The following is a 24,867-nucleotide window of genomic DNA, read 5'->3' as shown; positions in this document are numbered from 1 at the left end:
AAGCGCCAAGTATAAGCGTGCGGCGGCGTTAATCTTCCAGTGGGGCGAAAATCTGCTGCAAGTCTTCCTGCGTGAGGGCCATCTTCTGCGATTCGCCTTCGGCCAGGATCGATTGCGCCAGCTCCGATTTCTTTTGCTGCAGCAGCTGGATTTTTTCTTCCAGCGTGCCCTTCGCGATCAATTTGTAGACGAACACGGGCTTGTCCTGGCCGATGCGCCAGGCACGGTCCGTGGCCTGGTTTTCCGCCGCCGGATTCCACCACGGGTCGTAGTGGATCACCGTGTCGGCCGCCGTCAGGTTCAAGCCGACGCCGCCCGCTTTCAGGCTGATCAGGAAAATCGGCACGGCGCCCTGCTGGAAGGCCGCCACTTGCGCGCCCCGGTCTTTCGTTTCGCCCGTCAGCAAGGCGTAGGGAATGTCGCGCGACTCGAGTTCTTCCTCGATCAATTCCAGCATGCTGGTAAATTGCGAGAAGACGAGGATTTTGCGCCCTTCGTCGAGCAAGTCTTCCACCATCTGCATCAGGTCGAGCAGCTTGGCCGAACCGGCCGACTGCTTCTTCGCCGGCAAGGATTTCACCAGGCGGGGGTCGCAACACACTTGCCGCAGTTTCAGCAACGCTTCGAGGATGACGATCTGGCTGCGCGCCACGCCCTTCTTGTCGATTTCTTCGCGTACTTTTTGATCCATCGCCAGACGCACGGTTTCATACAGGTCGCGCTGCGGCCCCGTCAATTCCACCTTGCGCACCATTTCCGTCTTCGGCGGGAGCTCTTTGGCCACATTGTCCTTCGTGCGGCGCAGCAGGAAGGGCTTGATGCGGCGGTTCAGCAGCATGCGGCGCAGCGGGTCGTCCTGGCGCTCGATCGGATGACGGAACTGGGTATTAAACGTCTTCTCGTCGCCCAGCAAGCCCGGCAGCAGGAAGTGGAATTGCGACCACAGCTCGCCCAGATGGTTTTCCAGCGGCGTGCCGGACAAACACAGGCGGTGGCGCGCGCGCAGCAGGCCCGCGCTTTGCGCCGCCTTGCTGCGCGTATTCTTGATGTAATGCGATTCGTCGAGGATAACCAGGTGGAAATCGTGCTCGCGCAAAGTTTCCTCGTCGCGCGGCAACAGAGCGTAGGTCGTCAGCACCAGGTCGCATTGATCGATCTGGTCGAATTGCTGGGCGCGGTCCTTGCCTTGCAACAGCAATACTTTCAGGCTGGGCGCAAATTTGGCCGCCTCGTCCTGCCAGTTGCCCATCAAACTCGTCGGTGCGATCACCAGCGCCGGATGCGTCAAACGGCCCGCTTCCTTTTCCACCAGGATATGCGCCAGGGTCTGCACGGTTTTACCTAAGCCCATGTCATCGGCCAGGATGCCCGCCAGGTCATGGTCGCGCAGGAATTGCATCCACGCCAGGCCATCGGCCTGGTAATCGCGCAAGGTCGCCTGCAAGCCGGCTGGGGCCGCCACTTTTTGCACGGAGCCGAACTGGCTCAGCTTGCGGCCCATGGCGCGCAACTGCTCGCCGCCCGTCCACTGCATCTCCAGGCCGCGCGCCAGCTCTTCCAGGCGCGCCGCGTCCAGGGTCGACATGCGCACCGCATGTTTGATCTTGTCGCTGAAATACAGTTCCCCCAGCGTGTTCAGGATGGGGCGCACACGGCCCCACGGCAGGGCCACGCGCGTGCCGTCCGGCAAGGTCGCCAGCATCTGGTCATCGTCGGCATGCGCGTCGATGACTTTCGGGTTGAAATCGTTGGGCGCGTTGCGGATCAGCTGCACCAGCACGGGCAGCAGCGGCACTCTTTCGTGATTGACGACGATGCCCAGTTCCAGCTCGAACCAGGCGTTGCCGCTGTCCGGGTCCTGGTCGTCGATGTCCGCGTACCAGTCGCCCACGTCGCTCACGTCGTAGCGGTACTTGGCCGTTTTTTCCACGATCCAGCCCTGCTCCAGCAAGGCGTCGATGCCGGATTCGGCAAAACGCAGCCATTCCGCCTGGGACGGCAGTTGCAAGGCGCCCTTCAAGCCGCTCAAGGGAGCCGAACCCGGCTTCTTGAACTGCAGCTCGGCCAGGGTGGCCAGCGCGCGCGCTTCGTCGACCGTGTTTCTCTGGATGATTTCCGTCACCTCGCCCACTTGCCGCACCACGCGCTGCGACGGGTCGAACGCGACGCGCTCGCCATCGTAGTCGTAGGACAGCACGGCGAAGTCGCTCCAGCGCTGCGCGCTGCCATCGGCCAGCATGGCGCTATCGAGCAGCAAGACCGGTTGCGCCGGCACGTCCTTGCGCAAGCGCTGCGGCAACGGCTGCGGCAGCGGCATCAAATGCTGCAACCCCTGCGCCAGCAGCAGTTGCGACACGCGCACCTTGTCGTTCGCATTGAGCGGCGGCGCCTGCGCCACCAGCGCCTGCAAATCGGCCAGGGAAATATCGGAGCCGCCCTGGTTCAGTTCCAGCACGCCGCACGACAGATTGTCGATGTACCACGGCGGATCGGTGGGCAGCATGTAGTCGATCTGGTCGGCGCCATGGTGCTTCGCGCCTTCCGGCGGGTCCACTTGCCAGCCCAGGCGCATGGTCTTGCCTTCGTCGCGCCAGAACAGGCGGGCGGGACGCACGGGACCTTCCTTCAACGGGTACACGAGGCCATTGCCGACGTCGGCCCAGGAATTGGCCCACAACAGTTTATCTTGCTCGGCCAGCATTTTCAGCAGGGCCGCGCCCACCTTGCCCTTCGGCTCCGTGGCGCTGCCCGTCTGCGAATTCTGTCCGCTGCGCATGGCCACGAAGAAACGCACGAGGTCTTCGTCGGCCGGTGTCAGGAATGTGGGGGGCGCCGACAGCAGCGAAAAGATTTCGCTGATGGGGGACGCCGCCGCCACGTCGCCATTCGGGCGCAGCCGCGCCTTGTACAGGCACAGGGCCACATGGCGGCCACCGCTGGTGGGCGCCAGCACGTAGATCAATCGATGCGCGTTGAGTTTGGGGTCCGGCTCGGCAATCGTCAGCACGGCTTTCGGATGGGCGGCAGCCTCCACCCGCTGCAGCCAGGTGGCGACGGCATACGGCAAAGGCGCTCCCGGCGCGCTGGCCGGGGCAACTGGGGTTTCACTGGTTTCGTCGCGGGTAAAATCCATGGGGCGCATATTTGTGTAAAGGTCGTATCCAAATCGGCAACAGGCAATATTATCCGCCATACGGCCGTTGCTGGCTTGATTCACACACGCTCTTTGAGCAGTTTTAATGCGCGATGCCTAAAAAATAAGTATTTAATGCGACACTTGGGACCCGCAGACGGCAAAAATGGCCCGTCATGGGCCTTTTTTCACCGCCATTGGCCCGCTTATCAGGCAGGCACAGTTTCTTCTTCCGCCACGCTGGCGGCTTCGACTACCGGTGCGGTGCTCGTATCGGCTGGCGTAAAGTTGCGCAAAAACAAGAAGAACTGGCCCATCATCTGCGTCCACAGTTGCAGATTGATATTCAGGTACTCGCGGCTGACGCCACCGGCGACCAGCACATCCATTTCCAGCACGACGAAATCGCCATGCTGGGCCACGCGGGCAAAACGCTTGCTGCGGTGCCATTCGGCCAGCAAGCCGGCCGGCAAGTCGCCGCCCTGCACGCGCAGCGGGCAGCTCAGGGTCAGATCCGCGTACTGGCCAGGCGCTGCTTCATTGCCCCACAGCACTTGGAAGCCGATGCCATGGCTGGCGCTGTGCAGACGCACGACGCCGTCGTGTTCGATGCTGGTCACGGCGCAGCCGGCCGCCTTGATGGCGTCGGCCGTTTGTTCCGCGTTCAGGGTGCTCAGCAAATTGTTGGTATTTTCCATCGTCATTCCATTCATTTCAAAAAAAATTATTGGGGGGCCGGCGTGGACGCGACCGGTGTTTCTGTTTGACGCGCATTAAAGCGGCCCTGGTACAGCTGATCGCCGTACTGCTGCGCGATTTGCTCGAGTTTTACCCGGCTTTGCGCGGCGAACGGCTGGCGCGCCTTCATCACGTCCAGCACGTCGAGCCCTTCATACGCTTGCAGAATGTCCTGCCCGGCCGCATACAGCTGGGCATTCTTGCTTTCGCAGCGCGCCAGGGCGCCCCGCTGGGACGTCACTTCGCCGTCGAGGCGCGCACGCTCCGCTTCCAGCTGCTTGCCCGTGGCGGCCAGCCGTTCGCTGGCCTGGCGGTACTGCGCCAGGCTGGCCGTTGCCTCTTGCGCGGCGGCGGCGCCGCGCTGTTGCTCGGCTGCCAGTTTTTCCCGCTGCGCGCGCTCCTGCGCCAGCTGCGACTGGCTGCGCGCCAGCTCCTTTTTCAAGCCGTCGCTGGCGGGCGCGGCGGCAGCGGGCGCCGCCTTGGCGACAGGTACGCCCTTGGCTTTGAGCAATTCCAGCTCGCCGCGCGTCTGCTGCAGTTGCGCCGTCACGTTGCGCAACTCGGCCCGCAAGCGCTCTTCCATGCTTTGCCCCTTCTGCGCCTGGGCCATGCCGGCGGCCAGCAAGCTCAGCAGCAGCAAAGGCAGGCGCATTTTCTTGGATATCAACATCGTGGCTCCTTAGAAACGCGCGTTCAATTCGATTTGCAAGGTGTCGATCGACAGCGCCGAACCGAACACTTCGCGGCTCGACGTCCAGCGGCCGTTCAGCCACGTGTTCTTGTCGAGCGCATACGCGCCGCCCAGGTAGTAGCCGCGCGCATTCGTGCCGCCCAGGTGGAAGGTGGAATCGTTGTAGGCGTCAGGCAAGGCGTCCGGTTCGATGCGCTTGTAGCCCAGTAAAACGTTCCAGTCGCCGCGCGCGGCCGGGCTGGCCTTGCCCAGGGTTGCCTGCAGCATGTAGGCATTGCCGCCGCTCTTGAAATCGGCTTGCGAGACGCCGCCCGTGCCGCCGAAGTTGTTCATGATGCCGCCCTTGGCGCGCGCCCACATGGCGTTCTTGTCATACGCCATGTTGCGCACATAATCGCCTTCGATGCGCAAGTCCGTGCCGCCCGCCACCTTGCTATCCCAGCGCGCATTCAGGTTGGCCAGGCGGAATTTCGAGGCCAGGCCCACGAATTGCGGCTGCGGCGTATTGGCCGGGTCCAGCGGGTTCAGGGCGATATTGCGCAATAACATCAAGCTATTGCCTTTTTGCATGCTCGATGGACGCGACCAGTCCGTGTTGCAGCCATCGGCGCCCGCGTACAGCGCGCACGGCTGCGAATACTCGCCGCTGATGTTGCGGAAGTTGTAGTAGGCCAAGGCGCCGCGCAATTGATGGTCGCTATTGATTTTCCACGAGGCGCCCACTTGCGCACCGAGCAGCCACTTGTTTTCGCTGGACATTTTTGCCTGGCTGCGGCTAGGCGCATTGTCGGACGAATACTCGAGCGGAATCAGGCCCAGGGTACCGAAAACGGTGACGTCCTTGCTGTCGCCGAGCGGTTGCTGCACCTTGGCGGCGATGCCGTCGAAATTGAGTTCGCTGGAGAACAGTTCGTCGCCGGACACGAACGGGTTATCGAAGCGGCCCGCCGTCAGTTTCAGCCAGGAAGCGGGCTGATACGACAGCCAGGCCTGGTCCAGCCAGATGTTTTTCTTGCCCAGACCGCCACCGAGGGTTTGCGTGGTGGACACGGGGCTGTCGTCATTGCCGCTGGCCAGGCGTATGCCTGCTTGCGTGGTGTCGGAAATGTCGGCCAGGATGCCCAGGCGGGCGCGCGCGCGCAGCAAATGCTTGCGGTCTTCGCGCGTGTTGAGCAACGCCGGCAGGGCCAGGTTGGTGTTCGAATTGACGTCGTAGCCGCTGCCGCTGTTGAGCGAGCGCCAGTCGATCTCGATATTGCTGTTGGCCATGTCGTAGTAGCGCGATTCGTAGCGCGCGCGCACGTCGCCTTCCAGGCGGATGCGCTTGGTCCAGGCCGGCGTTTCATTCGGCGCCGCCCAGCCGCCCGCTTTTGCTTCGGCCATGACCTGGCCCTTGATCTCGTCGCGGATCTGTTCGCGCACGGTTTGCGAAATATACGGCACGCGCACGTCGCCCGGCTGCACCTGCGCCAGGGCGGCCGGCGCGGCGGCCGGACGGGCCTGCGCTTGCGCCAGTGCTTCGCTCTGCGCCTGCGCCAGCAGCGCCTCGCCGGCATCCTTGTTCAGGGCGCCGCTCTGGATCAGGCCGCGGATCAGTTTGACCATGGTGCTGTCGGCCGGTGCCGTCTGCGCTTGTACCGCGCCTGCCGCCACGCTCAGGGCCAGGGCAGCCAGCGCCAGCGGAAGGCGGCGCAGGTGCTGTGAGGGAGAAAATAAGGAATTCATCGCTTCTTTCGGTAAATGAGGAATTGGTTCATGCGCTTACGGGCGCCGACCTTTAATGGAAACGCGGGCCGGGAAACGCAGGGACGCCGGTGGCCGCTCATCGGCGCGGAAATCGCGCACCATGGCCAGCACTTGCTCGTCCGTCTGCGCATTGCCCGTGCCTTGCACCAGGTGGACCTTCAACGTCCGGCCTTCCGCATCGAGCCACAGGTCGACGCGGATGTCGGCAAACGCCAGCTGGCGCGTGCGCGGGTCGCGGGCAAAGGCCAGTTGCAGCGCGTTGGCCACATAGCGGCCATACGATCCCGCGCCGAGGCCGCCGCCACCGCCGCCACCCGTCATGCCGCCGCCGCGCCCTGCCTGGATGCCGAAGGCGTCGCTGCCGGCCTGCGCCGCGCCGTCGATGGTGACGGGGTCGCCCTTGTCCGGCGACGGGCTTTCCGGCGCGTCATCCATGGGCTTGTCGGCCGGCGTCGGTTCCGGCTCCGACACTTCCGGCACCACCTTGTCCGGCGTCGGTTCCGGCAGTTTTTCCGGTTCCGGCGGCGGTGGCGGCGGAGGGGGCAGCATCAGCATGGGCGGGGCCGCCACTTCGCGCTTGGTGGCCGCCGTGTCCGACAGCAAATACCAGACCAGCGCGGCCAGCGCGCCGGCCAGCAGCACGCCGCCGGCCACGCCGCCCCAGCGGCGCCACCACTGCGCCGCGCCCGATGATTCCGGGGCGGCCATCTTCATCATGTCGTCACGCTTCACCTTGCGCTCCTCATGCCGGCTTGCCGGTCACCAGACCCACCTGGTTCAGGTCTATGCGGCGCAGCAAGTCCAGCACTTCGACCACTTTCGCGTATTGCACAGCGGCATCGCCACGCACGATCACGGGGAAGTCGGGCGTCAGCGCCTTTTCCGTGCGCAAGCGCTCTTCCAGCTCGGGCAAGGTGACGGGATAGGCGTCGAGGAAGACCTGGCCCGCGTTGTCGATGGTGATGGCCTTGGTCTTCGGTTTTTCCAGCGCCATGGCCGAACTGGCCTTGGGCAGGTCGACCTTGATGCCGGGAATGCTGGCGTTGCTGGTCAGAATAAAAATCACCAGCACCACCAGCAGCACGTCGACGAAGGGCGTGATGTTGATGCCGCCGCTACGCTTGCGGGGGGTAAACTTGGCGGAGGTGGCCATGGTTATGCGCCCCTCACGCCTGTTGCAGCACGGGACGCATCTGGCGTCCGTCGCCCTGCTCTTCAGCCAGGCGCGTGGCGAATTCGTCGACGAAGACGGCCATATCGGCAACGATGGCGTCCGAACGCGAGGACAGCCAGTTGTAGCCGAACAGCGCGGGAATCGCCACGCCCAGGCCGGCAGCCGTACACAGCAGCGCCGCCGCCATGCCCGGCGCCACCGAGTTGATGTCCACAGCGCCGGCCATGGCCGCCACGACGAACACCAGCATGATGCCGATCACGGTGCCGAACAGGCCGACGTACGGTGCGCCTTCGATGGTGGTCGAGAGCCAGATCATGCGTTTCGACATGCGCTCGCTTTCGCGCACCATCACGCCATCCATGGCGGCGCGGATGGCGCCGATGGTCGCGTTCGAGACGGCATTCAGGTCGTAGCCGCGGTCATGGCGGCGGCGCATCTCGTCGATGGCCACGTCATACAAACGCCACAGCGAGGAATCCGTCTTCACGGAAGCGCTCAGCTTGCCGTTGCGCGCCAGATGGTCGAGCGGCGCGCCGGCCGCTTCGTGGAAGGACTGCATGAATTGCGCATTGGCGCGCGAGATGGCGCCATAGCTGCGGCCCTTGCCGATCATGATGATCCACGACAAGACCATCATCAGGCCCAGCACGCCGACGACGATCCACGCGTCGAGCGGCATGGCGGCGATGATGAAGCCGAAATGGCTTTTGCCCGCTTGCTGTTCATCGGCGCCAAATACGGCCAGGCGCGATTCGGAACCTTGCGAAACGGCGTCAGCCAGCAGCAGGGCGTCGGCGCGGGCCGTGCGCGACAGGCGCAGCTCGTCGATGGCGCCCGTGAAGTTGTTCAGCGTGGAGGTACCGGCAGCGACCGGCGGCGCATCGGCGCCCACCGAAGCGGCGGTGGTGAAGGCTGGCAGCGCGGTGGCCAGCGACACGGCTGGACGGCCGCCCACGTACAGGGCCACGTTGTTCTTGTCGGCCTTGACGGCCAGGTGCGACCATTGCGCGGCCTGGATCGGTTGGCCCGGCTTGCTGCGCTGGCCATTGACCTGCACGAAAGGCACGCCCTGGTCTACGCCGATCAGCAATTCACTGGCGCCATCGCGGCGCGCATACAGCACTTGCTGCGGGCCCAGGTTGTCGGGACGTACCCAGGCGGAAAAGGTGAACGGCGCGCCGGCGGCCAGCGCCAGCGAAGGCGAGGCAGGCAGCATCAGCGGTGCGGTACCCAGGCGGGCGCCGGCGCCGATGACGGAACCGTCGAGCGCCGGCACGGCCGTCTGGGCATGGTTGCCGTAGGCAGTGCTGTCGCGCGAAGGCACGCCAGGCTCGGTGAAGTGGTACACCAGGCTGTAATCGGGGTCGAAAGTGCGCTGGCCATTGCCGGAAGCGGGCGCCTTCGGATTGCCGTAATACATCCACAGCTGCTGCGGCGTGCCCGCCGTCAGGGCCGGCACGTCGACCCAGATCAGGGCGATGCCCAGCAGCGGGTTGAACTGTTCGATCTGGTGGTTCAGCACCGTTTTATCGTCGCCCGCCACGAAGCGCAGGTCGGCGCCGTTGTCGCTGACGCCTTCAAAGTTGAAATTACCCGAATGCAAGCGCAGCAGCACGGGAATGCGGCCGGGATCGCCGCCCACGGCGCCCGCCTTCGGACCGGCGTCGACGGTGACGGGTTTGCGGTAAGCCCAGTCGGGCTGCCACCAGGCATGCGCCAGGCCGGGAACGAGCGTGCCCAGGATCGTGAGCAAAAAAAGAAAACGTTGCATGACAGTGATTCTCCGAAGAAAAGTCTAAAAAAGTGCAGTGCTGGTGAGCTGGCCCGTCAGTAGCTGGCCGACAGGTTGAAATTGATGCGGCGCACGTGTTTGTGCGTGCGCGGGCCATCGCGCAGCGGGTAAGCAAAATCGATGCGGCCATTCAGGTAGCGCAGGAACTGGAAGCTGCTGCCCACGCCCACCGAGGCCAGGCCGAACAGATCTTTCTGCTCCGGCAGCGGGTCGCGCAGGCGCAGGCGCGCGCCATCGGCAAAGGCAAACAAACGCCAGTTTTCCAGGCGGCTGAAATACGTCAGCTGGGGCGTGCGCCATTCGACCGTGCCCGAGATGCCGTAGTCGCCCGTCGCTTCGGCCGACAGGTAGCCGCGCACGGAATTGGCGCCGCCGGCGGCCATCTGCTCGCCCGACACGAGCGCCGCATCGGCCAGCTGGCCCGACATGCGGCCATGCAGCTGTGCGCCGCTGCCCAGGGTATACGTGGCGTTGGCGTCGCCCTTCAGCACGAGGAAGCTGGGTGTAGCCTTGTAGCGCTTGTTGTCGTAGGCGGCGCTGTTGCTGCCATAGCCGAACGCGGCGCGCGTACCGGCCACCAGCGACAGGCCCAGGCCGTAGGTCGCCGCATCCGTCTGCGCAAAGCCGTTGTAGGCCACGCTGAGCGGCACGTACTTGAGGGGGATGCTCGAGCCGGCGCCATTCAGCTGCAGCGCTTCCTGGTTATCCTTGAAATCGATGCCGGCGCTAAAGCTGTGCCACCAGATGCCGCTGTTGGGCACCGTGTAGTTGACTTTCATGCCCAGCGCGTGGCCCTTGCCCAGCACGCTGGTGCCGCCCGTGCTGGCCACGTTGCTGTTCGACTGGTAGCCCGTCGCTTCCAGGCTCCAGCCCTGCGTGCCGATGGGCGCCACGTACGAGGCGGACCACACCTTGGTCTGGTTCAGGTCGCCCGGCGTGCCGAAAAAGCTGATGGTGGCGCTATGCCCCATCTGCCACAGATTGTCGTGGCCGACCGAGACGCTGCTGCGCAGTTTCTTGGTATCGGCGCTGTAATCATTGTTCAAGCCGACACTGGCGCGCCACGGGCTGCTGTCCTCGACTTTCAAGTCCACGTCCATGGTGCCGGGCAGGCTGCCCTGCTTGACCAGCGGCATCACCTGGCGCTTGGGACCACGGTTCAGGGCCGTCAGCTCCACTTGCGCCTGGGTAAAGTCGGGCACCTTGCCCTCCGTCAGGGCCGGCACTTGCTGGCGCACGTCGAGCGGCGAGTTGTATTGCGCACCGACCACGCGCAAGCGTCCCACCTTCGTTTCGCTCACCTGCAGCACCACCACGCCCTGCTCCACCTGCTGCTCCGGCAAGTCCACGTAGACGGACTGGTAGCCGCGGGCTTGATATGCCGCAACGAGGGCGTCGCGCGCCCCTTCCACGTCCTTCAGGGTGCGGCCCGGTCCCAGGAAGGGCGTGACCGCCTCTTCGATGGCGCGCGCATCAAGCACGGTATTGCCGCGCACCAGGTATTCCTCGATCGTCACCTGCCGTTCCGGCGCGGCCACGGGAGCGGCTGCCGGCACCGCGTCCTGCGCGCCCGCCATGCCGGGCAGCGCCAGCATGGCCAGGCACAGCATCGTCAAGGCGGTCGCGGGTGCCGCGGGTGCCGCCCCCTTGCCCTGTTTTTTCATCTCACGCATCTTCCATTCACCTTAAAATCAAACGGTTGCCCTGTGTTGCGGCGCTGGGCCGGCGTTTTTTTGTTGCTAATGCTGATCTACTGATGCCTAGACAGCCGCCGCGCGCGGCGACTGCCGAATGTCATCAAATGTTCATAAAACTCACGGTTGCAGGCCGCGCCGCTCGTTCGGCGTGAGCGCCTGCAGCTGCGGCGCCGTCAACGGCCCCGCGCCCAGCACCTGCACCACGCCGGCCGGCTGATAGCTGGACGCCTGCGGTTCGCCGCCCTGGTGCTTGCCAACACCGCCCTCGTCCGCCTGCTCGTTGCCAAAGCCCAGCACCTTCACCGTGAACAGCGACGGTTGCGCCTGGCGCGTGGCGGCCCGTTCGCGCTGCAGCACGTCCTGCGCCGCCGTCACGGCTTGCGTGGCGGCCGCGCTGGCGTTGCTCAATGCGCCCACGTTCACGGTGGCGACCACGGGCAGGCCCGCCGACTTGCCCTGCACCTGGACGTTTTCCGCATTGATCACCTGCAAGGCCGCCAGGTTGACGTTGCCCGAGACGCGGATGCCCGCCTCGCCCGCGTCGATGCTGCCCAGCGGGGCGATCAGGTCGATGTCGCCGGGCGGCACCTCCGGGATCGGGTTCAGGGTGGCGATGCCGGCGCCCGTGGCCGGCGTGCTCGGCGACAGGCTGACCAGGCCGATGCTGTCGTACGCGCGGCGCTGCGGCGTGTAGACAACGGTGGACTTGGTGCCGCGGCCCGCGTTGATGTCGCCCGTGGCCGACCAGGCCAGGATGTTGCCGCCGAAGGTAGTAAAGATGCGGCTCTGGCCCAGCAGGATGCTGTCTTTCGCATACATCTGGATCTCGCCCTGTCCCTGTGTCAGCACGCCCGAGCCTTCGCCCGGCGCATAGCCGCCATCGACGCCGATCAGCGCGCGCCCGCCCGGCACCGTGATGCCGATGTCGCCGCCGGCATCCGTGTGAATGCCCGCGTCGTTGACGGTCACGTAAGGCACGTTGTAGTCGGGACGGCCCGCCTCGGCCCATTCCTGCGGACTCAGGTAGCGCACGCCCGCGACGGGACGCTTGGTGTACACGCCGCCGTATCCGTTGACCGTGTACAGCGCGCTGCTGAACATCGTCAGGTCGCCCTGGTACTCGATCTTCTGGCCCGCCTTGTCCTGCGATGGGAACAGGGTGGCGATCGCTTCCCGGCCGCGCAGATAGCTGCCGCGGCGCATGCCGTCCGGATCGTTGTACTCGCGCCCGGCCGCCTTCAGTTCGGCAAAGTAGACATTGCTCAGGTAAACCTGCTGCTGCTCCTTCGGCAAGGCGGCAAAGAAGCTGCGCGCATCGGTGGCCGGGTCGTAGCGGATGCCCAGGCCGCTGTCGCCGCCAAAGCGCGTCGTCAGCCAGTTCACCAGGTGCAGCTGGCTGACCTGCGCGTATTCGCGCGCCAAGTCGCGCCGCACGGCGCCCCTCTGCTGGCCGGCCTTTTCCAGTTCCGCCTGCTTCGTGCCGAGGAAGGCGGACGCGCCCGCCTCGTCGCCGCTGTAGGCGAACTGGCCGCGCAGCCAGTCGGCCAGGGTCAGCTTGCCGCCGTAGACATACACGGCGCTGCCGGCCTGGTCGGCCAGCGGCTTGGCCGGATCGGCCAGCTTGGACGGGTCCAGGTAGCGCGCCGCGAAGGCCGCATAGTCGGGACCGTTGCGGCCCACGCCGGCGGCCACGCTGATGCCGGCGCCATTGCCGCGTTCGCCGATACCGCTGCCGATGATCGAACCGAGGCTGCGCAATTCCGCCTTGTCGGCCATGTACAGGTCGCGCCCGGCGCTCACGTTCAGCTGGCCCGGCCCCGCCACATAGAAAGTGCTGTAGCGGATATCGCGGCCGGCACTGACGACGGAAACGTCATCGGCATGGCGGTGCACGAAGAGGTTGCCGCGCGCCGACGAGCTGGCGAAGACGACCGGCTTTTCCGGCAGCTCGGGACTGTTGGCAAAGGGCTGGCCGGTCCATCCCGCCGCGCCAGCCGGCACGCCTTCGACACTGCCGAGCGGCGTGCCGGAATTGACGATGTCGCGCCCGGCGCGCACGGCCACGGCGCCACCGCCTTCGTACCATACGCCCAGCGGGCCCGTTTCACCCTTCAGTGTTCCCCGGTACACGATGCCGCCCGTGCGCAAGCCCACGATGTCGCCGCTGTTGGCATAGAAGTGCGCGGGCACCTGGCCCACCGGCACATAATCGGAGACCGTCGGCGGGGTCATGCTAAACAGCGGATAAGTCTGCTCCGCACCGCTGGCGCCGTTGCTGGTCGCCCCCAGCAATTTCAGCGCTGAAGGCGCCAGCGCCTCCTGGCTGACGTTATGCAGCGGCAAGTGGCCAAACCACACCGGTTCCAGGGCGCCGACGAAACCGGGATTGAACGGGTTCGGCAAGAGTCGCGGATCGGCGCCCGATTGCGTGATCGGATAGCCGGCCGCATGGATGGAGTCGGCGGCCAGCATTTCCAGCTGGCCCGCGCCCGTCCTGACAAACTGCGGCGCCACCGGTGACGGCGCCAGGATCACGCCGTTTTGCGGCATGTCGACCTTGCCGCCATCACCCAGCCGGCCCAGGCTGGCATTGCCGTAGTACAAACTGCCGCTGGCGGCCACGGCGCGCAGCACGGACGGCATGACGAAACGCCCGTCCGACGGCGCGTAGTTGTCGCCGGCCGTCGCATTGATCCAGGACGAGGTGGGCGTCAGGTTGCCGCCCGCGCTGAACAGGTCGATGGCCGTGGCCGGCGTCCACAGCGAGAACCAGCTCCAGCCTTCGCCGGTGCGCTCCACGCCCTGGTAGCTGAACGGCGAACCATAGCCCAGTTGCTTCACGCGGCCCGCATCGGCCACGCCGCCCAGCACCACATCGCCGCGCGCATCGATGCGCACGCCGCTGTCGCCCGGCACCAGGATAGGCCCGCCGCTGGCGATCGCCGTGCCCGCCGTGTAGGTTTCATACGGCCGCGATTCCTTCGGATCGGCGCGGTCGAAGCGCAATTCGATGCCGCCCACGGCGCCCGCCTCCAGGCGCAGCGCGCCGCGCAGGTTGGTAAGCGTGCTGTTCAGGCCAGGCACCTGGCGTTCGAAACGCGTGTTCGGGTTCGGCCGGTCGCTATTGCTGTCGAAGCTGCGCACCTCGGCCACGGGGTTCAGCCCGCCGCCGATGCGGATATCGAGATCGCCGCCGCCCGTCAGCAGCAGCTTGCCGTCCGGCGTCACCCTGCCCGTGCTGCCCACGGCCACGTTCAGGCCCTGGCTGCGCGGCGCGAACTCGCCGCCCGGATCGGCGCGCGAGGCCAGCATGCCGGCGTCGCCGCCCGCCTGCAGCAGCAGATTGCCGCCACCGAGGGTACCGATGCCCGTAAAGCCCGACAGGAAAGGCATGCCCGAATACAGGTCCGGCCCTTCGGTGCCCGGAATATAGGTACCGAAGTTGATCCACCATGCCGTCGGCACGCCGCCACCGGTGCTGCCGCTGCCCTGGCGCCACAGCCAGGTGCCGATGTCGCTGGTGTCCTGCTGTGGACGCAGCCAGCCGATGGCGTCTTCGCGCCGGCTGATGGAAGCGGCCAGCGTATCGCCCTTGACGTTGCCCTGGGCGCGCAGCAGCAGGTTGCCGCCATGCTCGGGATACCAGGCGCGGTACAGGCTCTGGCTGCCGCCGTCGACGAACGGGATGAAAGCATCGCCGTCCGTCCCCAGCAGCTGGCCCTTGACGGTCCGCGCGCGCGGCAGATTGAACAGGTCCTTGCCGCCCACCAGCGGCGAGGCCGACTGCGTGCCCGCCGTGTAGACGCCATACAGCGAACGCATGTCGAAGTCGCCCGCGGCAAGCAAATCGAGGTCGCCCGTGCCCGTGCGCAGCACGCTGAACAGGGGCTGGCGCGCCGGCTCCACGCTGATCACCTCAACGGGCGGCGTGCCCTCCGCCACCTTGATCACAAAGTGCGCAAAGTACTCCAGCATGATTTCCTCGCCGCCAAAGTCTTCGACATTGACGTCGCCCGGTCCGTAGCCCTCGGCGATAGCCGCATCGCTGTAGATATATTTGGCCGGCAAACCCGTGCCCGGCTTGATGGAAGTCACCTTGCCCATGCCGTAATGCGCATCGGCCAGCATCAGATGCGCGCCCTTCGCATGCGGCTTCAACGCGCGCGTGTCGGCCGCCGCCGTATCGGCGCCGCCCACCAGGCGCAGCGACCACGCGTGCGAACCCTGGGCCAGCATGGGCGCCAGCGCCAGGTTGCGGCCCTGGCTGCCGCTGCCATCCGCGCTGCGCAGCGACACCATGGTGACGTCGCCCGGCAGCCTGACCACGGTGCCGGCGGGCAGCACGCTGCCCTTGTCCAGCGCCAGCGCCGAGGCCAGCACCACGCCATTGACGGCATTCGTGGCATCGGCCACATCCCACGGCCTGCCTTCCGGGAAAGGCAGGGCCACGTTCGCCGGCCACAGCATGGCCGCCACCCTGGCCGCGCCAGGCAGGCGCAGGCCGGCATCGAGCTGCATCCCGCTCGACAAGGTCAGCGCCTTTGACAAGACCGTGCCGGCCGCGTACAGCACGCTGCCGTCGGCATTGCGCACGGCGCCGCCCAGCACGCTGCCTGCAGGCAGGTTCAACTCCGCCGTCAAGGTGGCGCGCGCCGCCAGCAAGGTGCCACTGCGCAACTCCATGGCTTTCATCGGCACGGCGAAATTGACGCTCGTGCCCGATTTGAAATACGTGTCCTCCGCCAGAGTCACCAAGCCCGCTTGCGGCACGACAACCTCGCCGCCCCACGGCAGCCGGCCTTTCACCAGCTGCCAGCCCTTGTCATCGACCGTGACTGGCAGGGCGCTGGTATCGAAACCATCGGTGATGCTGCCAAAGACGCTGAGCTTGCCGCCAGCGCGCAGCACCAGCGCACCGGCCTCGCCCGAGCCGTACACGCCGCTCAGGCGCGCCAGCGGGTTGACGCCGTCGTAGCGGTGGCCGGACAGGTCGATGTCGCCATCGATATGCAGGTCGCCGCCCGGCGTGGCGCTGACGATCTCGACGCCGGGGCGCACATGGAAAGCATTGGCGTCGCCGCGCAAGCCGCGCAGCTTGTTGTCCATCAAGTTGCCGTTGGCCAGCGCGTGGGCCATGAAGGCCTGGCTGTCCGCGTGTTTCTCGTCCAGATAGGCCTGGTTGATGCTCTGGTAGCTGCGGCCGTCCGCATCCTTGCCCGTGCCAGCCGGGGCATCCTTGTATTGCCAGAAGGCATTGACGTTGATGGTGCGCGCGCCGGCGATGTTCAGCGCGCCGGCCGCGTCGATGTCGATGTCGTCGCCTGTGGCGCCGCCCAGGCGGCGCGCGTTCAGGTCGATGCTGCCGTAGTTGCCACCCTTGTCTCCGCTGCGCAGGTCGAAGCGCGCGCCGTTTTCCAGGGTCAGGCGGCCGCCTGGCGCGGCCAGTTCGATCACGGCGCGGTTCGGCGCCTCGATCACCTGGCCATAGCTGTCCGTGCGCAGCACCGTGCCGTGCGCATCGAGCACGGCGCCGGACTGGATGGTGACACCGTCGCGGCCGGCCAGGCGGATGCTGCCCACCTGCTCGCCGCTGGCGTCGATGCGGCCGCTCACCGTCAAGCTGCCGCCGTCGACGGAGACGCTCACTTCGCGTGCCTTGAGCTCGTCGCCGATGGTCAGATTGCCCTGCTTGAGCTGGAAGCTGCGGCTGCCGAACACCTTGCCCGTGTTCAGGCGCTGGTTCAGGCCGGCGAAGTCGCCGATCTGTTGGGCGCGCACCTCCACGCCGCCGGCCGCGTAGGCTACCTGGGTACCGCCCGCGTCATAATGACCGCTGGCGCCGCCCAGCAGGCTGCCGCGCAAGTCGGCCATGCCTGCCGCGTCGCCCGTGGCGACCACGCTCAGCTTGCCGGCGCGGTTGTTCACGGCCGACACGTCGATCAAGGAAGCGGCCGCCTGGCGCACATCGCCTGCGCGGCTGTCGAGGATCACGTCGCCGCCCCAGCTGTACTTGCTCGTGTCGTAGAAATCGATCTTGCGGCCCGCCAGGTCCAGCTTGGCCTTGTCGCCCAGCAATACATCACGCTCGGCCGACAGGGTCAGCTTTCCGCTTGGCAGAACCACCGAGGTATCGACGCTGACGCTGTTGCCGCTGAGCGCCACTTCCGCGCCCAGGGCGCCGGCCAGCGCCGCACTCGTCGGCGTGGTGGCGGCCGCGCCTGCCGGTGCGCTCACCTTGAGGTTGCCGCCCGCCGTGATGCGGTTGACGGAACCGGCCGCTCCCGTCAACAGCGGCGTGCTGATCAGCAAATCGCCGCCGCTGTAACGGTAGCCATTGGTGGCCGTATCCCACGCGCTTTGCGACTGGTAGACGGACAGGCTGCCCTTGTTGTTGGCCGTCAGCTGTTCGCTGGCATTGAGCGCCACCTGGCCGAAGCCCAGCATCAAACGGTCGAGGTTATGGATGGTGTCGGCACGGCTGTCCGGCGTGAAGCCGAACTCGATGCGCCTGGCGTCGACCTGCAAACGGCCGCTGCCCGTGCCGGGACCATTGGCGACCACGGCGCCGGGCGCATTCGTCGCGCCCTGCCACACGAGGGTGTCCGTGTGGATGCGCGCCAGCGCGTCCGTGCCGCCATAGCCGTAGATGGCCGGCGTATTGAGCACCAGGCGCGACAGCGAGGACTTGCCCGTGGCCGCATCGATGGTCGACAGTTGCGACGAATCATAGAAGTTGAAGGAATTGCGCGCCGTCAAACCCAGGCTTTCCAGCGCCGGTGCGCCCGTGCTGGTGTCGCCGCGCAGCAGGCGGTCGAGCACGCCCTGGTTCAGTGCCAGGCCGTCGGGCAAGGCGCCGCGGGCGCTGGCGTCCGCCAGCGACGCCTCGCTGCCGACATTGATGGAGCCCATGCCCAGCACCAGGTTGCGCGTGCCGTAGCGCACGTTGTCGCGCAGGGTAAACGCGCGCTCCGTCACGGCCGCGATGGTGCCCTCGGAATACAGCGAGGTGCTGCCGCCGCAGGCGCCGCCAACTTTCGTGCAGGCGCCGATATCGATGATGCCGGGGCCATACGATTCGGACGACGGCGGCGCGGCCGGCAGCATGTCCAGCCAGCCGTTCGAGACGGCCAGCACGCTGCCCATGGGCTCGTATACATAGCCATCGCGCGAATCCCAGGCGGCCTTGCCGCGGCCCAGCGTATTGATGCCGGAGCCCTGCTCCAGGATGATGCCGCCGTCTTTTCTCGCCGTCACCAGAAACACTTCGGCCGCCTTCAGCATGGCGCCGTCGCGCAGCACGATGCCGCCCGCCGATTCGTTGATGGCGGCGATATTGGCGTGCTGGTTGCTGCCCGTGCCAAAATCGCTGTAGTTCACGCGCGGCAAGCCGCCGATGCCCACGCGCTGAGCGCCGAAGGCATTGATCTGCGACGCATGCACGGACACGCCATCGAAATCGGCCAGCGGCGCCGTGCCGTCGGCCAGCACTTCGTAGCGCGTCGACGCATGGTTGCCCGTGCCCAGCAACAGGGAGCCGCCGAAGCCGCCCTCGGCCGGTGCATACAGGGCGCTGCCATCCATCATCAACGGCGTGTGGTTATCCTTGACGCTGTGCACGGATGGGGCGATCAGCTGCACCCGCACGCCCTTGGCATCGCGCTCCAGCGCGGCGCGCGGCACGCCGTCGCGCGTGGCTTGCGCCACGGCAAAGGCGGCATAGCCCGTTTCATTGTATTGCGAATAGCTGCGCAGCACGTCGGCCGGCGTCAGGATCGCTTGTTGCGCCACCACGTCGCGGATCGCCGTGCCCGCCACGCCCGTCTGCGCCGCCGTGGCAAACGAACCGTTGCGCATGGCGATCGTGCCGCCCGTCTCGACGGCGCCGGCCAGGCCATTCAGTTCCACGCGGAAAGCACCGGGCAGCAGGGCGAAATTCGACGGCAGCAGGGTGTAGGTGCCGGCCGCCAGGCCAGGCACGCCCGCCGCGATGGTGATCTGGCGTCCCACGGCGGGCTGGCCCGCGCCCTGCTCCGCCATCAAAGGCGCCACGTCAGGCTGTACCCCGGGAATGATGGCGTACACGGGATTGGTATTCAGGCCGGGCAAGGTAAAGCCGCCGTTCGGCTTCATCTGCACCAGCGGATTGAGGCGCGCGTCGGTGGACCCGCCGCGTCCGGCCAGAAAGGCCGCGCCCGTCAAGGTGCCGCCGCCCGACATGTCGAGCACGGCGCCGGCCTGCACGTCGATGGCGGCGCCCGTCAAGGCGATCTCGGGGCCGTTGCCCACGCCCTTGAAGACGACATCGTTGCCGTCATACAGGTAGCTCAAGCCATCGAGCGTGCCGCCGTACGGCATCGTCAAGCCTTTCGCGCTGACCGAGGTCAGGCTGCCAGGCAACAGGTTGACGCGGCCCGTATTGGCTTCAAAGCCTTCGGCGCCCAGGTTGATCTGGCCCAGCGGCGCGCGCAGCACGCCATGCTGGTTGATGGTGGGCGCAACCAGGCTCAGGGTGCCGAACACGGAGAACGGCTGGTTTGGCGTGGCGCCGTCGCCGCTGCGCCCGATATTGAGCGTGCGCAGCGGATCGAGCGTGACGCGGAGGTTGCCGTATTCGTCGATGCCGCTCTGCTGGCCCACCGTGACCATGCCGCTGTCGCCCGTGGCCGGGTAGATTTGCGCGGCCACCAGCGTGGCATTGCCGGGCTGGTACAGGGCGGCGCTGTTCGACAGGCGCATGTCGCCGCGGCTGTTCAGGGTCAGCTGCTCGAAGGCATCGCGCTCGACCACCAGGTCGGCGCCGCTGCTCTGCGCGATGGTGCCGCGCGTACCCATGTTGACCTCGCCCGCGATATCGAGCATGCCCGCATCGATCTGCAGCAGGGAATCCTCGGCCACCAGCGGCACGCCCAGGATGCCGCGTCCCTTGCCCAGGTTCTTCGAACCTTTCACGGCATTGGGCACGATGTAATCGTCCTTCTGCGCACGCACGGCCGTACCCAGGCGCACGTACGGCGCCGCCAGGTGCACCTGGCTGGCAAGGCTGCCCGCCTTGTCCTGGCCATCAGGCAAAGGCTGCTGCGCCAGCCCCAGCGAGGTGGCGCTCAGGCGCAGGCTCTGGCCCAGCGACAGCTTGACGTCGCCGTCAAAACTGAGCATGCCGTTCACATGCAGGGCCAGGTTGTCGAAACCGCCCGCCTGCACGCGGTCGGCGCCCAGGCGCGCGCTGCCGTAGCGCAGCGCCGCATCCTGCTGGCCGGCGCGCAAGTCCTCGGGCAAGGCGCTGTCGCCCTGCACCTGCGCCAGTTGCAGTTCGCGCGGCACGCGCACCGCGTTGTCCACGTTGTCGCCTTGCAAGTCGTAGCGGTTGACCTTGCCATAATTGGGCGTGTCCAGCGCCAGCGCCAGGGTGCCGCCGGCCGCACCGGCGCCACCGGCCACGGCGCGCAGGGTGCCATCGGCAAAGATGCCGTTATACGAACTGAGCGCAATCAAACCGCCGTTGCCGGCCACGTTGACGGCGCCCTGGTTCGGCAAGTCCAGCGTGGCTTGCGCGCCGCTGGCGTCGAGCAGCGCACCTGGGCGCACGACGACAAAGGCATCGGCCGCGTCGACGCTGGCCGCGTCGGCCTTGTAGCGGGCGCCGATCTCGATGCTGCCGCCCTTGTCGGCACGGCCATAGCGGTCGCCGCGCATGTCGGTGGCGACCGTGGCGCGGCCGGCGACGTCGAGCACGGCCCTGTCGCCGATCCAGATCGACGTGGCTTGTCCCTTGCCGTTCGGTACATCCACATCATTGCCCGTGCCAAACGTGCCGTGCAGGACGGCGATCTTGCCACCCCAGGCGTCGAGGCGGCCGTCGATGGTGATCTGCGCATTGCCCGTCAGGCTGATCTGGCGGCCCGGATCGACCGTGACGACGGCGCCTTGCGCCACCGCCAGATCCCCTTTCACGTGCGGGCTGCCGGCCGTCAGCGACAGGTCGGCGCCGGCGCGCTGCGTCAGACGGGCCTTGCGCGCATCTTCCTGGTACAGCTCCGGCGTCCACAGTTCCAGCGCGGCAGCCGGATCCGTGCCACTCGCCACCGTGTGGCCCGTGGCGGGATTGAAGCGCAGCACGGGCATCTTCACATCGACATGCGCATCCTTGACCACCACGACGCCATCGCGGCCCGTGATGGCGTAGTCGGCAAAACCGCTCTGGAACAGGCTGGCGTCCAGCGCCAGCATAGGCTGGACGGTCACGTCGCGCCCCAGCACCGTGCCGGCCGGCAGCAGCATGCCGCGCGGCGCGCGCAAGTCGTCGGCGGCGACGCTGCCGGCCGCATACTGCGTCATCACCGGCTGGATCGGCAAGCCGTTTGGAAAGACCGCCGCCGAGACCACGAAGCCGGCAGGCAGGCTATTGATGGCAGTCAGCACGCTGCCGGCGGGCGCAATGGAACCCTGGTAGACAGACGCGCCGCTGGCGGTGGTGACATAGGCGCCCGGCGGCACCAGCAGGTCGGCTCCCAGCACCAGCGGTTTCTGCGCCGACACGTCCACCGTCACGGGTTTGCTCAAGGCCTGTCCCGGCTTGATCAGGCTGGTACTCAGTGCAAAATCGAAGGGGATCTTCTCGCCCTTGGCGATCAGGAATTCATCGGCCAGGCGCAGGCCGATGGGGGCGCTGCTGCCACCTGGCAACACGTCGCCACCCTGCAGCTTGCCGCCGATGCTGACGGCCGCGCCGCTGTCAATCACCAGGCGTCCGCCGCCTTTCACGCCATGGCCGCGCAACTCGCCGTCGAGCTTGAGCATGGCGCCCGTCGGCGCTTTCTCCGTCGGCAGATCGACCGCCAGGGTGATGTCGCCGCCGCGTCCGCCCTGCAAGCTGCCATTGCTCATCAAGGCCGCGCCCGACGAGACGTCGATGACGCTGCCGCCGGTCAGCTCGACGCCGCCCGAGCTTTTCAAGGTGACCTTGCCGCCATTCACATATGGCAAGCCGGCGACCGCGCCCGGATCAAGTTCCAGGTTGCTCCACAGGCCGCGCGCATCGAGACGCACGCCGGGCGCCACGCGCACGCCGGCCGTTCCCGTGGGACGGTTGTCCGGCACCAGCTTGCCTTCGGCCCATACCGCGCCCGCATTCGCCAGGTAGCGCGAGACGATGTCACCGGCGGCGATGCTGCCGCCGCGCGCGCTGACGTTCGCCTTGATGGCCACGTCGGTGGCGTGCAGGGCGACGTCGCCGCCATCGGCCACGCGCACGTCCGCGTTGACGTCGAGCTTGTCGTAGGCGTAGATATTCAGGGCGCCCAGTTCCAGGCCATTGAGCCAGTCCGCATCGAGCTGCAGGGTCTTGCTGCGCGCGGCTGGCAAGGCTTCACTGAGCAGCTGGCCATCGGCGACGGGCGCCACCTTGCCGATCTCGACGTTTTCCAGCACGGCTTGCGGGCTGTCGCGCAGCTGGCCCGCCTTCGTATCGAAGACGGGCGTCATTTTGCCGACGATCAATTGACCGGCGCGCGCGGCCGACGTCTGCGCCTGCTTGTAGCTATCCATGCCGTCATCGCGCTTGCGCTGCTGGCGCTCGCCCTGGAACACGGACGTGTCGATATCGCCTTCCAGCACGGCCGCGCCCGTGGACACGATCAGGCGGCCCGCGTCGCGGCCCACCGTGTAGCCGTTTTCCAGGCGTTCGCGCCGGCCGATCAAGGCATTCGCGTACGTCTCCGTCGTGTTCGCGCCCCAGCGCGCATGCGTGCTTTCATAGCCGCGGTACAAGCCCGTGTACAGATTGTCGCCGGGTGCAGTGCTGAGCTTGTACATCGCGCCATCGGCGCCCTTCAGCCACGTCTGCTTGACCATGCCCGTCTGCACGTCCAGCGAGCCGCCGGCGATGTTGATGCGCGAACCGGCCTGCGTCACCACTTCGCCGCCGCCAAAGCCGACGGTGCCGCCCTGGGCCGCCCATTCGCCGATGCCGTGGCCGCTGGTATTGAGGTAGCCGCTCACTTCCAGCAGGCCGCCGGCCGTGTACCAGCGGTCCGTGGCGTAGCCATTGGTGCCGGCCGGCACCAGCACCAGGTCGCGGCGGTCGACCCACACGTCGCTGTTGTTCAGGTATTTCGCGTCGCGGCTGCCCGGCGCGTCGCGCTGTTCGTTACCCTGCACATTGATCAGCACATTGTTACTGCTCATGTCGACCTTCACGCCGACGGCGCCGGAGACGTCGATGGCGGCGTCGCGCGCCACGTGACTGCGGCGGGCCGCGTCGACCAGCACCTGGCCACCCGTGGCCAGGGTCAGCGAATCGCCTTCGAATTCCACGTTGCCGGCCGAAACGATGCGCACCAGCGACTGGTCGCGCCGGTCCAGCGGCGTGTCCGTGCCCTTGCCCGTATCTTTCAGCAAGGTATCGCGCTGCACGTCGAGCGCCGTGGCGCCGTTGTCGTCGATAAAAATGGCGCTGACGCTGCCGCGTCCCATGGTGACCTTGGCGTCCTCGCCCACCGCCGACAGGTGGATGGCGCCGCGTCCGTTGACGGAGGTACTCGACAGCAGCATGCCGTCCTGGCGCAGCGTGTTGCCGCTCAGCGTGATGTCGCCGCCGGCCGACTGGATCAAGCCGCGGTTGACGACGGCGCCGGCGCCGCTGCCGGCCGTGCGCAGCATCTCGACTTCATTGCCGCGCGTGCTCGAATACTGGTTCTTGTCCGTGCCCTGGCCCGGGCGCACGACGATGGCGTCGCCGGCGGCCAGCGTGGTCTGGCCATTCGGCGTGGTGATGGCGCCCGCATTGTCGACGCTGCGGCCGGCCAGCAGCACATAGCCGCCGCCTTCCGTCACCGTTTGCGGCTTGCGCGTGTCGATGCGCGCGCCGGCGGCGACGACGACATCCGCTTCGGCCTTGCCATGCGTAAAGGTATTCTGGCCCAGCAATAAATCATTCGCGAAGGTCGGCACGGCGCCCGCGCCCTGCGCCTTGCCGTACAGGCCGCTCTTGAACTGGCTGTCGCTCATGCCCATGGCGGCCGCCGCCAGGTTGCGCGTATCGACCTGGCTGCTACCCGTAAACACGATGCCATTGCGGTTGACGATCATCACCGTGCCGTCGGCCTTGATCTGGCCCTGGATCTGGCTGGGGCGCGCCAGCGGATCGTTGACCCGGTTCAAGACGGACCAGTTCGATTTCTGGTCGAACTGCAGGGTGGTGTTCTTGCCGACGTTAAAACTTTCCCAGTTCAAAATCGCCTTGTCGTCCGTCTGCACCACCTTCACGACGGTCTTGCCGTCGGCCTGGGTCTGCACCGGGCCCTGGGCGTTGAGCCACCCCGCCGTCAGGCTGTTAGTGTCGACCTGCAAGCCGCCCTTGACCAGGCCATCGGGCGCACCGCCAGCGGCCAGCGCCGCCTGGCGCGCGGCCGCCTGCACTGCCTGTTCGGCGGCGATGCCGCGCGCGGCCAGCAAGAGGTTGTTCAGCGATTGCTGCAGCTTGCCTTCGGCCTTTTGCTGCTGCAGCAAAGGATTGTTCAGCGATGTGGCCGGCTGGCCATTCGGCAAGCGTCCCGTGGCGGCGGCCGTGCCCTGCTGCGCGCCCTTGCCGGCAAACCAGGCGCCGCTGAACGGCTGCTGCGCCTGCGCGCCGCCCGCCTGCAGCAGCATGGCGATGGCCAGCGCCAGCGGTTTCAAGCGCACCGGACGCCCGTGGTGACTGCCCGCCATGGCGGAGGAGGATGCGTGTTTCGTGACCGACTTGCTTCGCTGCATGGCGACATTCCCTTTTCATGTTCCGTTGCTGACCGATATCGCGAGGCGGCGCGCGGCACGCACGGTGGCGGGCGGCAGGCACTGATTCGCGGCTTCCAGCAGCATTGACAGGGAACAAGGTCCGGGACTGCAAAAGGTCAT

The 24,867-nt window shown here is 66.8% G+C and carries 9 protein-coding genes; all 9 read right to left on the bottom strand.

From position 1 onward, the window contains the following. Nucleotides 1-28 precede the first annotated feature (28 nt). The 9 genes from HWE17_RS11190 to HWE17_RS11150 all read right to left on the bottom strand — a co-directional run bounded on the left by HWE17_RS11190 (nt 29) and on the right by HWE17_RS11150 (nt 24,726). Complete coding sequence (locus tag HWE17_RS11190; protein WP_176388809.1) at nt 29-3,133, bottom strand: DEAD/DEAH box helicase; 3,105 nt, start codon at nt 3,131-3,133, stop codon at nt 29-31. A gap of 209 nt (nt 3,134-3,342) precedes the next feature. Then, nucleotides 3,343-3,831, bottom strand: coding sequence for a YbjN domain-containing protein (locus HWE17_RS11185; protein ID WP_225243878.1), 489 nt, complete (start codon nt 3,829-3,831; stop codon nt 3,343-3,345). A gap of 26 nt (nt 3,832-3,857) precedes the next feature. After that, nucleotides 3,858-4,541 carry a hypothetical protein gene (locus HWE17_RS11180; RefSeq protein WP_176388808.1) on the bottom strand — a complete coding sequence of 228 codons (684 nt, stop codon included), beginning with the start codon at nt 4,539-4,541 and terminating at the stop codon, nt 3,858-3,860. 9 nt (nt 4,542-4,550) lie between these two features. Continuing rightward, on the bottom strand, nt 4,551-6,287 hold the full coding sequence (locus HWE17_RS11175; protein ID WP_035823134.1) for a putative porin: 1,737 nt from the start codon (nt 6,285-6,287) through the stop codon (nt 4,551-4,553). Between the two features lie 36 nt (nt 6,288-6,323). Further along, on the bottom strand, nt 6,324-7,040 hold the full coding sequence (locus HWE17_RS11170; RefSeq protein WP_369681721.1) for a hypothetical protein: 717 nt from the start codon (nt 7,038-7,040) through the stop codon (nt 6,324-6,326). Between the two features lie 10 nt (nt 7,041-7,050). Next, on the bottom strand, nt 7,051-7,461 hold the full coding sequence (locus HWE17_RS11165; RefSeq protein WP_034753784.1) for a biopolymer transporter ExbD: 411 nt from the start codon (nt 7,459-7,461) through the stop codon (nt 7,051-7,053). A gap of 13 nt (nt 7,462-7,474) precedes the next feature. Beyond that, nucleotides 7,475-9,256 carry a DUF2341 domain-containing protein gene (locus HWE17_RS11160; RefSeq protein WP_099403720.1) on the bottom strand — a complete coding sequence of 594 codons (1,782 nt, stop codon included), beginning with the start codon at nt 9,254-9,256 and terminating at the stop codon, nt 7,475-7,477. 56 nt (nt 9,257-9,312) lie between these two features. Then, complete coding sequence (locus tag HWE17_RS11155) at nt 9,313-10,950, bottom strand: ShlB/FhaC/HecB family hemolysin secretion/activation protein (RefSeq protein ID WP_176388807.1); 1,638 nt, start codon at nt 10,948-10,950, stop codon at nt 9,313-9,315. A gap of 141 nt (nt 10,951-11,091) precedes the next feature. Next, nucleotides 11,092-24,726: a filamentous haemagglutinin family protein gene (locus HWE17_RS11150; RefSeq protein ID WP_176388806.1), complete on the bottom strand. Its 13,635-nt coding sequence runs from the start codon at nt 24,724-24,726 to the stop codon at nt 11,092-11,094. Nucleotides 24,727-24,867 lie beyond the last annotated feature (141 nt).

It is taken from the genome of Janthinobacterium sp. BJB401 (assembly GCF_013372745.1).
Taxonomy (GTDB): domain Bacteria; phylum Pseudomonadota; class Gammaproteobacteria; order Burkholderiales; family Burkholderiaceae_D; genus Janthinobacterium; species Janthinobacterium rivuli.
The sequence above is the reverse complement of the archived record's forward strand: the minus strand, read 5'-3'. Positions and strand labels throughout refer to the sequence as shown.

What these genes read in the sequence shown, in the direction of transcription:
- HWE17_RS11190 (WP_176388809.1), bottom strand. Translation starts at nt 3,133, where the DNA reads ATGGATTTTACCCGCGACGAAACCAGTGAAACCCCAGTTGCCCCGGCC.
- HWE17_RS11185 (WP_225243878.1), bottom strand. Translation starts at nt 3,831, where the DNA reads ATGGAAAATACCAACAATTTGCTGAGCACCCTGAACGCGGAACAAACG.
- HWE17_RS11180 (WP_176388808.1), bottom strand. Translation starts at nt 4,541, where the DNA reads ATGTTGATATCCAAGAAAATGCGCCTGCCTTTGCTGCTGCTGAGCTTG.
- HWE17_RS11175 (WP_035823134.1), bottom strand. Translation starts at nt 6,287, where the DNA reads ATGAATTCCTTATTTTCTCCCTCACAGCACCTGCGCCGCCTTCCGCTG.
- HWE17_RS11165 (WP_034753784.1), bottom strand. Translation starts at nt 7,461, where the DNA reads ATGGCCACCTCCGCCAAGTTTACCCCCCGCAAGCGTAGCGGCGGCATC.
- HWE17_RS11160 (WP_099403720.1), bottom strand. Translation starts at nt 9,256, where the DNA reads ATGCAACGTTTTCTTTTTTTGCTCACGATCCTGGGCACGCTCGTTCCC.
- HWE17_RS11155 (WP_176388807.1), bottom strand. Translation starts at nt 10,950, where the DNA reads ATGCGTGAGATGAAAAAACAGGGCAAGGGGGCGGCACCCGCGGCACCC.
- HWE17_RS11150 (WP_176388806.1), bottom strand. Translation starts at nt 24,726, where the DNA reads ATGCAGCGAAGCAAGTCGGTCACGAAACACGCATCCTCCTCCGCCATG.